At 39.8% G+C, this 14,111-nt stretch carries 9 protein-coding genes; 8 read left to right on the plus strand and 1 reads right to left on the minus strand.

Features of this window, described 5'->3' with window-relative positions:
- Window positions 1–18: 18 nt before the first annotated feature.
- Entirely contained in the window at window positions 19–5,202 is a 5,184-nt protein-coding gene (locus tag ACE01N_RS13405; protein ID WP_380589813.1) for a TIR domain-containing protein, read from the minus strand.
- Between the two features lie 762 nt (window positions 5,203–5,964).
- Between ACE01N_RS13405 and ACE01N_RS13410 the strand changes: the two genes are divergently transcribed.
- From ACE01N_RS13410 to hemN, 8 genes are all read left to right on the plus strand, one after another.
- On the plus strand, window positions 5,965–6,315 hold the full coding sequence (locus ACE01N_RS13410) for a hypothetical protein (RefSeq protein WP_380589816.1): 351 nt from the start codon (window positions 5,965–5,967) through the stop codon (window positions 6,313–6,315).
- Window positions 6,316–6,420: 105 nt separating this feature from the next.
- The gene (gene hemA, locus ACE01N_RS13415; RefSeq protein ID WP_380589819.1) at window positions 6,421–7,668 is read left to right on the plus strand and encodes a glutamyl-tRNA reductase; all 1,248 of its coding nucleotides are present in this window, start codon (window positions 6,421–6,423) and stop codon (window positions 7,666–7,668) included.
- A gap of 11 nt (window positions 7,669–7,679) precedes the next feature.
- Window positions 7,680–8,612, plus strand: coding sequence for a hydroxymethylbilane synthase (hemC, locus tag ACE01N_RS13420; RefSeq protein WP_380589822.1), 933 nt, complete (start codon window positions 7,680–7,682; stop codon window positions 8,610–8,612).
- On the plus strand, window positions 8,605–9,396 hold the full coding sequence (locus tag ACE01N_RS13425) for a uroporphyrinogen-III synthase (protein WP_380589825.1): 792 nt from the start codon (window positions 8,605–8,607) through the stop codon (window positions 9,394–9,396). The genes hemC and ACE01N_RS13425 overlap by 8 nt, the downstream gene beginning before the upstream one ends.
- A gap of 4 nt (window positions 9,397–9,400) precedes the next feature.
- On the plus strand, window positions 9,401–10,369 hold the full coding sequence (gene hemB, locus ACE01N_RS13430; RefSeq protein WP_375727364.1) for a porphobilinogen synthase: 969 nt from the start codon (window positions 9,401–9,403) through the stop codon (window positions 10,367–10,369).
- Between the two features lie 26 nt (window positions 10,370–10,395).
- Entirely contained in the window at window positions 10,396–11,691 is a 1,296-nt protein-coding gene (hemL, locus tag ACE01N_RS13435) for a glutamate-1-semialdehyde 2,1-aminomutase (protein ID WP_380589833.1), read from the plus strand.
- Between the two features lie 5 nt (window positions 11,692–11,696).
- A complete protein-coding gene (gene hemE / locus ACE01N_RS13440) occupies window positions 11,697–12,728 on the plus strand; it encodes a uroporphyrinogen decarboxylase (protein WP_380589839.1) in 1,032 nt (343 codons plus the stop codon).
- 3 nt (window positions 12,729–12,731) lie between these two features.
- Window positions 12,732–14,111 (plus strand): oxygen-independent coproporphyrinogen III oxidase, encoded by a 1,380-nt coding sequence (gene hemN / locus ACE01N_RS13445; protein ID WP_380589845.1) that lies wholly within the window; start codon window positions 12,732–12,734, stop codon window positions 14,109–14,111.

The following is a 14,111-nucleotide window of genomic DNA, read 5'->3' on the forward strand; positions in this document are numbered from 1 at the left end:
ACGGATGATAATGAAAGTTTAATAATTATGTATGTATTCTTTATATTTCAACAATATTTCGTCGTATTTAAAAGCAGGGACTTCATATTTTATATGGTAAAAACCAACCTGTCCGGCTTTGAAGTCATATTCTAAAAATTCATTATTTGACCACAGACAGATTATTATTTTTTTATCTAAATTTTTTTCCTGAGCAGTCACCTTTATTAATTCTTCCCTTGTCATTGTCATATCCCAGCTTCCATAAGCACACAGTATAGAATTTTTCTGAAAGTCCAGTTTGCTGGCTTGGGTTTCAGGAATAATATTAGTTATATAAACAATTTCTTTGTTTTCAATGAGGGTGTTTGTCTCATCATATAGCAATCGTTCCGATATTTGTCCGAATATGTTATATTTTAATTCAGCTCTGGCAAAACTAAGCGTTCCGCAGATAAGGTTATTATTGAGATCCAAACATATCATCTCTTTAATCTTATTCCTGCAGTTATACACATTTTTTATAGTATGAAAACCTTCTGATTTTGAATTGCATGGTTGATCATTAACATCATAAAGGCTGGTTTCAGTTTTATTACCCCGGTCATCATATTTATATCGGATAAAGGCATTCCCATCATCCTGAATCATTAAATTGCCATCTGTATCTAAAGATGATTCTTCTATAAGAAGGCTTTTTTCGTTGTACTTTAATCTTCTTGTTGCATACTTGTATTTGGGAGGAACCGTTAGGCTATTCTTCTCATCATACAAGGATTCTTCAATTAGATTACTTCTGCTGTCGTACATTTTTGTGAATTTGGCATAGCCCTCAGCACTATTGCATAAATTATTTTCTTCATCGTAAAATTTTTGTTCTGTTACCCTTTGATAACTATCATAGATACAGGAGAATTTCGAATAGCCTTCTTTAGTCTTACATGGGTTTCCAGTAACATCATAAAATCTAACTTTGGTCATATTATTACGTTCATCATATTCTATCTCCTTTTTTGCGATTCCTTCAGTGTTTAATATTGGTTTGCGATCAATGCCAAAGTATGCTCTTTCAATTACTTTATTTCTTTTGTTATATTTCAGTTTAAAGCCATGTATCCCGCTAACATCAACACTTGGCTGTCCATCAATATCATAATACCATTGTTCTGTCTGGTTGCCGCTTAGATCATAGGAAGATGTTGATGATGAAAAATAATAATCTGCATCTTCGTTGAAGCAGGGCAAAGAATCTGCACCCCAAAAACTAACTTTTACCATGTTACCGTACTCGTCATAAACAAACTTAATTGCTGAATAATGGTTCTGAAACAATGCGTATTCCCCATCGGGGCCATAATAGGTCACGTCTAATAGTAATCCCTCTGGTGTGTATTTGGATACCTGCCTGGCATAATTATCTTGCCTGTGGTTTACAAGTTTCCCTGCGGTATCATAATATGCAACATTTGTGTTATTCCCATAGATGTCGTATTCATTAATAATTTTTGCAAAACCCGATAAACCAGTACAGTTATTTCCATCCGAATCCAATAGGGTACTCTCGGTTACATTGCCTCTTTTATCGTACTTAAATTTTATTTTTGAATAACCTTCATATTTGTATTGTGTGGGTGATGACTGTTTATCAAAATAGGATTGTTCCAGTAAGTTGCCCTCTTTGTCATGTTTTGATTTTATAATAGCATAGCCGTAATTGCAACAAGTTAAGCTATCATCTGTATCGTAAAACCTCTTTTCTTTTTCATAATCATTTTCGTCGTACGTTATCCTGACTTTAAAATATCCATTATTACCGGTTATTGGTTCTCTTTGTGATCCAAAATAAGTTTGTTCTGTCACCTGTCCATGTTCGTTAAACACAGATTTCATTAACGCATAGCCATCTGAACCAGGATATACCAGTTGGTTATTATGCCAATAAGATGTTTCAATCTCATTATTTTTATTATCATAAACGGACTGTTTGGAAGATACACCTGCCGAATTTGTACAGGGGAGATGATCTTTGTTGAAAAAGGCTTTTTTAACAAGGTTTCCATTGTCGTCGTATGTATTTTCAACAATCGCAATACTTTCATTTAAATTGTCGATAGTGTTATTCAGATCCTTAAATTCAATATAAGTAGGGTTGTTATCAACATATCTTCTGAAAACAGAAGCGTATCCTGATGAATTAAAACACGGATTTCCATCAACACCAAAAAAATGCTGTTCAATTTGGTTTCCTCTTTTATCGTATTTGGCGGTATAACCAGCATAACCATCTTTAATAAGCCGGAGATGGTCATCAAAACCAAAATACTTCATTTCCGTAATATTGCCGTAGGCATCGTATATAGCCTTATATTTTACATAACCGGCTTTACAAATTACAGGTTTATCACTAATTCCAAAACAGCTCTGTTCGACAATATTCCCATGTTCATCATATGTGAAACGTAGTTTTGCGTACCCATCTTTGTGTAGTATTGCATTATCATCGGCATCGTAATAGGTTTGCTCCGCAATATTTCCGTTGCCATCAAGTTTGTTCTTAAGTTTAACATATCCCTCTTCATTCATAACGCATTTACCGTCTTCATTCAGATTGATTTTTTCTATAAGCCTTCCGGCATCGTCATACTTACAGCCCGGATCATCATTTTCATTGCTATGAATTTCTTCTTTGTTTTTATCTGCGTAATTTACTTCAAGAAGTCTGCCCGATAGATCATAGTTCGCAGTATATTCGTAAAATCCCTGATTACTTTTGACAGGCTTATTTTCAATATCTAAATAAGTCTGTTTCGTCAAATTACCTCTTTCATCATATTCTGATATCATTTTATGGTATCCCCTTGAAGCAGTTACCGGATTTTCATTTAAATCATAGTAAGCTTGTTCTGTTTCTAAGTTACTGGTATTAAATTTTGAAATGATTTTAAAACATCCCTCATTTGTTATAACCGGGTTTTTATCTGTATCGTAATGTGTAGTTTGAATATCATTACCCTTAATGTCATAAACATTACGCACAATGGCATAGCCTGTATTGTTTAGCACAAGGTTACCGTCTTCATCGTAATATGCAGTTTCAATTTCATTTCCTCGTTTGTCATAAGCGGAGGTGTAACTGGCATAATTACAATCTTTTAAAGCTGTTGGTTTATTGTTGGTATCAAAACAACTTGTTTTAGTTCTGTTTCCTGCGAGATCGTATTCATATGCTCCCCGGTAGATGCCTTCTTTTGAGTAGCAGGGATTACCGGCAGTATCCTCAACAAAATATTCTATGAGGTTGCCCCTGCTGTCATACCGGGCATTGTATATGGCGAATCCTTCTGAAATTAAAACAGGCTTGCTGTCAATGTCGAAATACGATTCCTTAATTATTTTTCCATTTTCATCATATTCTTTTGAAAAGGATGAATAGCCACCATTTAAAAGACACGGTTTATTATTGATCCCGTAAAAGGATATGTTTATAATTTCAAATTTATCGTTATATGTTATTATCGATTTGGCGTATCCATCTGTACAATAGGTTAAGTTCTCTTCTTTATCAAAAGCTTTTTCAATTCGTAAATTGCCATTTTTGTCATAGAAATGTTCGTATAGAAATATACCCTGATTTATTGTACATTTTTGTTGTTTTTCATCAAATGCATAAATTTTACGTGGATATCCATACTCATCCGAGATGATTTTTTTTATGGCGAAGCCCTCTTTACCTGTACATAATTCATTATTCGTGTTATATAACTGATATTCATTTATGTTGGCCTTTTCATCGTAATGAATAATCATTTTAAAATAAAGATCATCGCAATTAACAGGTTGCATACTATCATTGTATTCACAAAAAGATGAGATATTACCATTCATATCTGATTCCATAATTTCACAGGCGTAGCCTTTTTCATTTATAGTTAGTTGGTTTTTAAGGTTTACATATTCAACTTTGCAAATATTCCCAAATTTGTCATAATTATATTTTTTCCCTGCAAGTCCCTGACGGTTGGTCAGGGTATCGCCATTAACATCTAAAAAATATATGCTTATTATTCTTCCCTTTTCATCAAGTGAGAAAGCTTTCCCAAATATACCGTTGGCATCGCATACATTTTCTAATCCGCCATATTTATAATAGACGGAAGTAGCATATCCCTCATCATTTCGCGTTATGGAATAATGGTTTATTTTACTTTTGTTAAGTGTGGAATTTAAAAGATTTTCTCTAATACTTGTCATATTATTGGCTAATACCGCATCTTTCCCCTGGGCGTTTTTTAAATCTACTTCATCAAATTTATTCCCTGCATATTTATAGCTCATCAAAACTTTATTATTTCGATCGGCAAAGTCAACCTGACTGAGTTGCTTTTTGCTGTTATAAATAATAAATTGTTTGGTTGGCCTGTCAGTATATTCTGAATGGTCGTGTTCTAAAGGGCTTAACGAAGAGTTGCAGTGCATCACTGAGCGCAATAATCCTTTTTCATAAGTAAATTGATAAAACCTGTTTCTAACGGCACGCTCTTTTTTTGATAGTTTTATTACTCCCTCCGGAATACCCCATTTGTCAACATAGTCTACGTAATATTCATATTTTGGGATATAATAATCCCATGATAAATATCCACCTATTCCAAACATAATAAATAAACCGATGGCTATACTCCGACGAATAATTTTCTTTTTGCGCTCAAGACGATTATGCCGGTTCCATAGTTGGTCAAATTTTAATCCCAGGATAGCGGCTACTATTTTTACGAAAGCTTTATCCCTACCTAACTCTGTAACAGATGCTCCAAGTGTGTCCAAAGAAATGGCCGGAGGAAAACAGTTCCGGTCATCATTATTTTCATCAGGTATTCCATCTACTATAAAAGGGATGACTTTATCACTTCTCCCCATCTTTTTAAAAGCTTCTATTTCATGGTTTACCCATTCAGATTTTGCACTGTTGGGTGAGCAAACCACAATTAGACATTTTGAATCTTCCAGTTCCTCTTTTAAGGATTGGGTAAGACTTCCGACTCCAATATCTGTTTTATCCCGGAATACAGGTCTTATCTGTTTGGGTATATGATTGCCCGTCTCTTTTCTGATGATGCTTGGAAGTTTATAAGTCTCAAGCTTATTCTGTAACCATTTTGCCCATTTCTCATCTTTTCTGCTGTAACTGATAAAGGCGTAATACTGAAAGTTTTGGGGGTTCATGAGATTAATGATTTACTGTTTCAAGTGATCAATATTTCTATATAAATTCGCAATGAAGTTAAAACATGCCCATCATGCCAATATTCCTACCCACTTATTTAGCCCCGGACATATAGAATTACGTATATGAATTATTACACCGAAAGCTGTAGATAATGAACTGATATAATTGCAAGTATGTGTTAAAGTCTAAGTTTGTTATACAGGCGTCTCTTCAATTATCAATCTAATGTTAAAAACAAACTTTTGATGCATAAAGATAGTTAAAAAACGTAATTCGTATTAAAGTTTTAGATTTTTAGTTAAATAAAAATGCAATTGTTATATTTACTTGTTTCCAGAGTACAATATGTTTTATTCTTTTGTGTATTTAAACTATTGAAAAGTTTACACTTAACGTATGTTTTACCTGAACTGCATCTTATATGTTTTAGGCTAAGAGTCATATGGAATTTAGATTTTGATAATAGTACGACAGACTGTTTTTGAGTATATGATCCTTATGGATTTTCATATTTAAGTTTCAAAACCTATCCGGGAGATTATCCGGGAATAATCGCTATGATTTATTCATAATATCCCTTATTGTGCCCTTGAATGAGAGAAAATAACTGCTTCGTTGATATATCTCAATTTATTAAATGATTAAAATCTTTAACACATATTAAAACATATATTTTATAACATATTTGGTTAACTGATGTTATCAATTATGTGTGCATTAACCAAATAATACTAAATTTGTGACTCAATTTTAAGTATATGTTTTTCTTTGGAGCATTTTCAACACTATTACCATATGTCATCATCGCCGTGATCTACTCGGTGTTTATGATAACATTATCTGTTGAAAAGCACAGTAAATCACATGTCGAAAAGGTTGAAGCCAAAAGCATCTATATGGAGTCTTCTGAACAGGAAATATCAGAAGATACCATTCATTATACAGATGTACAATATGCGATGTCTGAGGTTATCAGTATAACAGGATTGGATTATGTACTTCCGGTGTATACAGGTAATTTCAGTCCACCAAAGAACAGGGACTACTATGCTGATGAAGCATATGATGATTTTTCCTTGTTTCCAAATCCACCTCCAATATATTCATAATTCCGGATTGCTGAATTATTACCGGTTCAATATACCCGTATGGATATTGTAATAGCCGGCTGGTTTTATGAATTTTCAAATTTTTTATTAATATTTCTATAAGTCATGATTGGTGTATTAGGAATAAACCATAAGACAGCGAACATTGAAATTCGCGAGTCGTTTTATATTGCTGAGAATGAGGTGATACCATTATCAGAACTTATTATAGATCAAACCGACGTCAAAGAGATCGTCATTTTATCCACCTGTAACCGGACCGAAATTTATTTCTACCGTGACAGATCGTGTAAGAACAGAACCATAAAACAAATTGTCGAGATCCTCAAAGAGTTTAAACACATTGAAAAGGATTTCAATAATTCATTTTACGTATACATACACGACGAGGCTATCAAACACCTGTTTGAGGTGGTTTCAGGAGTTGATTCACTTGTTTTAGGAGAGAATCAGATTGTAAATCAGGTGAAAGAATGCTATCTGAGAAGCACCAAAGCGGCCCTTACCGGAGCCATACTGATGCGTTTATTCCAGAAGTCCTTCGAAACGAGTAAGAAAGTCAGAACCAAAACAAAAATACAGCAGGGCGCCACATCTGTAAGTTATGTAGCGATCGACTGGTGTTACAAAAGACTCGGTGATTTATCCCAGAAAAATATTCTTTTAATCGGTACAGGCGAAACAGGGAAAATAGCACTTAACTATTTAAGTGATAAGGGAGCCAAAAACTTTTATATGGTGAACCGCACCTACGAAACAGCAGAAAAGTTTGCCAAACTGTATAAAGGAAATGCAATCCGCTTTGAGAATTTTAAAGAACATCTTCCTGACTGCGATATTGTAATTACCGCAACGAGTGCTAAAAATCATCTGATTACTAAATCTGACGTTGAAAAATACATTAACGGCAAACCAAATATCTTTGTTGATCTTTCTGTTCCCAGAAATATTGATGATGGTATAAAAGAGTTGCAGAATGCAGAAGTTGTTTCTGTGGATGACCTGCAAGGTTCAGTGGATTATACCAATAAAATGCGCTTTGACAGTCTGGATAAGGCCAGCATGATCATCAGGGAAATGACAGATGAATTCAAGGAATGGTTCGAACACAGACGATTAAGGCCTGTCATCAATTCCATTACAAAGAATTTCAATACCATACAGAAAAATGAGATTGAAAATTCCAGAAAGTTTTATGGTGACGAAGAAATTAAATTGATGGATGAGTATGGCGAACGTCTTGCTCAGAAATATGCCAGGAATGTGATCAAACAGTTGAAAGCCTTATCAACAAATGAAAAGGATGACAGCATCATAGAGAAAGTTCAGTCTTTGTTTTTATTTAATGATTAAGGCATTTGTTTATGCAACTTGAAAAACTGGTTATAGGTACACGGGGAAGTCAGCTGGCGCTTTACCAGGCTAACTATATGAAGGATATCCTGTCAAAAAACTTTCCTGAGTTACTTGTTGAAATTAAGATTATTAAGACCAAAGGGGATAAAATACTCGATGTTTCGTTATCAAAAATTGGCGATAAAGGGCTTTTTACAAAGGAGCTGGAGGTTGAACTGATCAACGGTACAATCGATATTGCCGTGCATAGCCTGAAGGATATGCCGACACAGCTGCCCGAAGGTCTGAAACTGGCAGCCGTAAGCGAACGGGGTGACATTAACGATGCCCTGGTGAGTTTTACCGGCAAAAAACTAAAAGATTTAACTCCGGAAGACCGCGTTGCAACATCAAGTCTGAGACGCAGGGCGGGACTACTGAATTACAATAAAAATATTACCATTGTCGATATCAGGGGGAATGTAAATACAAGGCTCAAAAAGATGGAAGACGGTTACTGCGATGCCATGATTATGGCCTATACCGGACTGAAGCGCCTCGGACTGGAAAAGCATGTGTCGGAAATTATTTCTCCCGATATTATGATTCCGGCCGTGAGCCAGGGAGCCATCGGCGTGGAGACGGTCACCGGAAGACCCGAACTGGATGCCGTTATGCAGCAAATAAGCAACGAAGACACATGGATATCCATCACTGCGGAGCGCGCATTTATGCGTACCCTGGAGGGTGGTTGCCAGGTTCCTGTGGGGTGTTACACCGAACTAAAAGAAGGCCGGTTAACCCTGAAAGGCTTTGTTGCATCGGTGGATGGTTCCAGGTATATTTCGGAAGTTCTCTCCGGAGACGCAGCACAGGCTGAGAACCTGGGAATTGAGCTGGCAGAAAAACTCATCGGAAGGGGTGGTAAAGATATTCTGGACGAAATAAGAGTGAATGGATAAGCGTTCATCTGTACATAGTGTAAGCACTGAAGCAGGAGAGAAGGTCTTTATCTCCACACGGGCTGAAGGAAATTCAGAAGCCCTGAAACCATTGCTTTCCGGTTCCGGTTATGAATTGCTGGAATTGCCGTTGATCCAAACGGTACCGGTTGAACCGGACCAGGGTGCCGGCATCATTCCGGATCAGCTGCAGTCGTATTCATGGCTTGTTTTCACAAGTTCTAACGGGGTGAAATACTTTTTTGATCGCCTGAAAACGGCTTTGCCCTCAGGGCTTAAAACGGCCGTGATCGGTGATAAAACTGCGGAGGCACTGAAGGAATACGGCACAGAACCGGACTTTATCAGTAATACTAAGGATTCTGTTCAGTTCGCAAAACAACTGAAGCAACAGGTATTAGATACGAACGACAAGGTTTTGTGGTCAACCGGAAAGCTGGCTGACCAAAAGTTTACGGATGAACTCGAAGGGTTCTGCAGCGTGACACGGTTAGATTTGTACAACACCATATCGCCGGATTTTGCAGACAGTCGTATTAAAGAGCGTGTTATTCAGGGGCATTATAAACTGATCCTGTTTTACAGCCCTTCGGCGGTGCATCATTTTGCACCACTGTTTAAAAAAGATATTGAAATGAATGAGGTCAGAGCAGCCTGTATCGGTAAGGTGACAGCCAAAGCCTGCAGGTCGCACGGCATAGAACCGCTGGTGATTGCCTCTGAACCCAAATCTGAAACACTGATTGAAGAAAGCATTACATACAACGAACACAAAAAACAATAAAATCATGGCATTTCCTGTAACACGATTGAGAAGATTAAGAAAAACACCGGTGATAAGAGATTTGGTACGCGAAACCAAACTTACGCGGGATGATCTGATCATGCCTCTGTTTGTGAGGTATGGCAAAAACGTAAAGAACGAAATTGCATCCATGCCGGGCAATTACCAGATGTCGGTTGATGTGCTGACTGAAAGATGTAAGGAATTGTATGATAAAGGGGTAAAATCTGTTTTACTGTTTGGTATTCCTGAACACAAGGATGAAACCGGCGAGGTGGCCTGTCATGATCACGGCATAGTGCAGCAGGCGGTTCATTCTATTAAAAAAGCGGTGCCCGACCTTTATGTGGTTGCTGACATCTGCAACTGTGAATACACAACACATGGGCACTGTGGAACACTGATAGACGGTGATGTGGATAACGATTTCACCCTGGTGACCCTGGCAAAACAATCCGTATCGCTTGTAAAAGCAGGTGTGGACATGGTGGCTCCGAGCGATATGATGGACGGCCGTGTAAAGGCGATCCGTGAAGCGCTGGATGCAGCGAATTTTCAGAATACACCCATCATGTCGTATTCGGTGAAGTTTGCTTCGGCCTACTATGGTCCGTTCAGAGATGCTGCCGAAAGTGCACCGAAATTTGGTGACCGTAAAACCTATCAGATGGATCCTGCCAACCGCATGGAAGCCCTGCGTGAAGCGGAGCAGGATGTGATAGAGGGCGCTGATATCCTGATGGTGAAACCGGCATTGTCCTACCTCGATATTATCCGCGACGTTAAAAATAATTTCAATCTGCCTTTGGCAGCCTATAATGTGAGCGGTGAATTTTCGATGGTCAAAGCAGCGGCAGCAAATGGATGGATAGATGAGGAAAAGCTGACCATGGAGATGCTGACCTCCATTAAACGGGCAGGTGCCGACATCATCATATCCTACTTTACACAGGATATTATTGAGAAACTGTAATTCAATCCGACGAAAAACTGAAAACAATGCAATTTGACAAAAGTATAACAGCATTTGAAGAGGCTCAGAAAGCCATGCCGGGCGGTGTAAATTCACCGGCAAGGGCCTTTAAAAGCGTAAAAAGCAATCCGGTATTTATCAGCAGTGCCAAAGGATCCAAAATCACGGATATCGATGGTAACACCTACATTGATTATGTGGGATCGTGGGGCCCGATGATACTGGGTCATGCGTATGAACCGGTCATTGAGGCGGTGAAGGAAGCAGCGATGCGTGGTACAAGTTATGGCGCTCCGACTGAAATAGAGACCACCATGGCGGAACTGATAAAAGAGATGGTGCCGTCGGTGGGGATGATCCGGATGGTTAACTCAGGAACCGAGGCTACCATGAGTGCCCTACGCCTGGCGCGTGGCTATACCGGACGCAACCTGGTATTGAAATTCGAGGGCTGTTATCACGGTCACGGCGACAGTTTTCTGATTAAAGCAGGTTCAGGAGCGCTGACGCTGGGAACACCCGATTCACCCGGTATTACGCCCGGAACAGCACGCGATACATTGATGGCAGCCTACAACGATCTGGATGCTGTGGAGAAGGTATTTGCTGAAAAAGGAAAAGACATTGCCGCCGTTATCCTTGAACCTGTTACCGGAAACATGGGTGTGATAAGGCCTAAAAAATCATTCGTTACCGGACTGAGAAATCTTTGTGATACCTACGGTGCTGTGCTGATTTTCGACGAGGTAATGACCGGATTCCGCCTTTCGCGAAGTGGCGCACAGGGCATTTGTGGTATTAAACCCGATTTAACTACTTTCGGTAAAATTATCGGTGGTGGTCTGCCTGTAGGTGCCTACGGTGGAAAACGTGAGATCATGGAGCAACTGGCACCTCTTGGACCGGTATATCAGGCCGGAACACTGTCGGGAAATCCGCTGGCCATGACAGCCGGATATGTCACGCTGAAAACACTCAACGACAGGCCCGAGCTGTATGACGAACTGGAGAAAAAATCCGATCGTCTGGTGACCGGCTTCCGGAACAACCTTACAGAACTTGGAATTCCGGCGGTTATCAACAGGGTAGGTTCCATGTTTACCGTGTTTTTTACACGCAATGAGGCGGTGAGCTCATTTGCCGACGTGCAGACCTGTGATACCAGCCTGTTTGCGGACTATTTTAACGGATCACTTCAGCAGGGTATCTATTATGCTCCATCGCAGTTTGAGGCTGTTTTTGTGTCGATGGCGCACAGTGACGAGGATATTGAGATGACAATAAAAAAGAATTTTGAGGTTTTGAAAGGCCTGAAAAAATAAGATATATGGATAAACCATTGTTGCTGAAAACCCTTCACGGAGAATATACCGAACGTCCGCCAATCTGGTTCATGCGGCAGGCAGGCCGTGTATTGCCGTCCTACCTGGCATTAAAAGAAAAATATTCGTTCTGGCAGATGATGAAAGATCCGGAACTGGCGGCTAAAGTCACACTATTACCGGTAGAAGACCTGAAGGTGGATGCAGCCATCCTGTTTTCCGATATCCTGGTGATCCCGTATGCCATGGGAATGGGACTGGACTTTACAGATGACGGGCCGCAGTTTGATGAAGCGCTGATCCAAAAAGCAGATCCGCTGGCAGCATTGCATCCCGATCCGGAAAAGTTGCAGTACATCTACAATGCCATTGATCAGATCATTGAAACCAAACCGGCATCAATTCCACTGATCGGGTTTTGCGGCGGTCCGCTGACGGTTTTATGTTATATGCTGGAAGGTCTGAGCAGCAAGACCGGTTTTGCCAGTGCCGTAAAATTCATTTATGAAAATAAAGCCACCACAAAAAAGCTGGTGGACGCCATAAAAGATCTCACCATAATTTATGCCCGCAACCAGGTAAAACATGGCATCAGTGCATTTCAGCTGTTTGAGACGCATGCCGGCCTGATACCGTTCAACCTGTATAAGGAGCTGTTCTTACCCATGGTCAGGGAGGTGGCTGTAGAGCTTCGGCAGCTGAACATTCCGTTCATCTATTTCCCTAAAGATGTGGGATCAGGCATAAAAGAGATCACCCCGGATTATTGCGATTTTCTGAGCATCGACTGGCAGACGCCGATTAAAACGGCACGCGAACTGGTTCATCCTGAAATTGGCTTGCAGGGGAACATAGATCCGCGCATGTTGTTTGGCAGTGAGGACGAAATTGTGAAGGTGCTGGAAGAATATGTGCTATTTGGAAGGGAGAACCAGAACTGGATTTGTAACCTTGGGCACGGGTTTATTCCGGGAATACCGTATGAGAAGATAAAATTTATGACAGACTGGCTGCGGAATGCAGACTGGAGGAGATAGAAGATGAAAGAGATAAGTGAATTAATTGAAAAATATAACGCACCGGTACCGCGCTATACCAGCTATCCCCCGGCAAACTTTTTTAACGATGCGGTGGGCGAAACGGAATATGTTAAAATGATTGAGCAGTCGGATGCCGATAAAAGCAACCTGATTGCCTTTTATATTCATGTGCCGTTTTGTAAAAAAATCTGTTTTTACTGCGGCTGTAACGCCTGTACCATCCGGAACGATGATGCCGTGGATGACTATTTCACGACGCTTCACAAGGAGATAGACAGCATTATTGCACGGCTGGATAAAAACCGTAAAATCTCACAGATCCATTTTGGCGGTGGTACGCCCAATGCGGTGGACGTAAGTTACCTCACTGCGATAACCGGTAAGTTGCTGGGGCAATTTGATACCATTGAAAAACCGGAAATTGCCATTGAATGCAATCCGGCATACCTCGACAATAGCTACATACAAAAGCTGGTAGCGGCAGGTTTTAACCGTTTCAGTCTGGGTATTCAGGATTTTGATACCGAGGTGTTGAAGACGGTGAATCGTCAGCCATCGGCTGTTCCGGTAGAGGAGCTGGTGACATATATCAAGTCGCTGTCTCCCGGAATTTCGGTTAACCTTGATTTTATTTACGGCCTGCCGGGACAAACTGTGGAAAGCTTTACGGAAACCATCAGAAAAGCAGCGGCTATTCGTCCGGATCGCCTCGTCACATTTTCATATGCCCATGTGCCATGGATGAAAAAACATCAGCAGATACTGGAGAAAAAGGGACTGCCGGGACCCGGCGAAAAGATGGATATGTTTCTGGGGTCACGCGATATTTTACTGGAAGCCGGTTATAAGGCTATCGGTCTGGATCATTATGTATTGCCAGAAGATGAGCTGAATATAGCGCTTGAAAATAACATGCTGCACCGCAATTTTCAGGGTTACTGTACCAAACGAACAACAGGCCAGGTTTATGCCTTCGGTGTGTCAGCCATCAGTCAGCTGGAGAATGGCTACACCCAGAACGTAAAGGAAATTAAACAGTATAAAGAACTGATAGAAAACGGGAAACTTCCGGTTGAGAAAGGATATGAACTCACAGATAATGAGGCGATTGTGCGCGATGTGATTACGCAGGTGATGTGTAACGATGAGTTTGACATGAATGCATTTTCAGCACAATATGGCATTTCACCGGATCAATTCCTGGAGATCACAGGGTTTAAGGAAGAGCGTTTATCCGAAATGATCAGCGACGGATTAATTCAATACGGCGATCACAGACTGCAGGTGAACGAAAGTGGAAAACTGTTTATCCGTAATCTGGCGGTACTGTTTGATCCGGCCTATAAAAGCAAACCCATGCAATATTCAAAAACGGTATAA

Source organism: Quyinboa ferrireducens (assembly GCF_042436675.1).
Taxonomy (GTDB): domain Bacteria; phylum Bacteroidota; class Bacteroidia; order Bacteroidales; family UBA5342; genus JBHJHP01.

Coding starts and splice junctions, on each gene's coding strand:
- hemL (WP_380589833.1), top strand. CDS start 10,396: ATGCAATTTGACAAAAGTATAACAGCATTTGAAGAGGCTCAGAAAGCC.
- ACE01N_RS13405 (WP_380589813.1), bottom strand. CDS start 5,202: ATGAACCCCCAAAACTTTCAGTATTACGCCTTTATCAGTTACAGCAGA.
- ACE01N_RS13410 (WP_380589816.1), top strand. CDS start 5,965: ATGTTTTTCTTTGGAGCATTTTCAACACTATTACCATATGTCATCATC.
- hemN (WP_380589845.1), top strand. CDS start 12,732: ATGAAAGAGATAAGTGAATTAATTGAAAAATATAACGCACCGGTACCG.
- hemC (WP_380589822.1), top strand. CDS start 7,680: ATGCAACTTGAAAAACTGGTTATAGGTACACGGGGAAGTCAGCTGGCG.
- hemE (WP_380589839.1), top strand. CDS start 11,697: ATGGATAAACCATTGTTGCTGAAAACCCTTCACGGAGAATATACCGAA.
- hemA (WP_380589819.1), top strand. CDS start 6,421: ATGATTGGTGTATTAGGAATAAACCATAAGACAGCGAACATTGAAATT.
- hemB (WP_375727364.1), top strand. CDS start 9,401: ATGGCATTTCCTGTAACACGATTGAGAAGATTAAGAAAAACACCGGTG.
- ACE01N_RS13425 (WP_380589825.1), top strand. CDS start 8,605: ATGGATAAGCGTTCATCTGTACATAGTGTAAGCACTGAAGCAGGAGAG.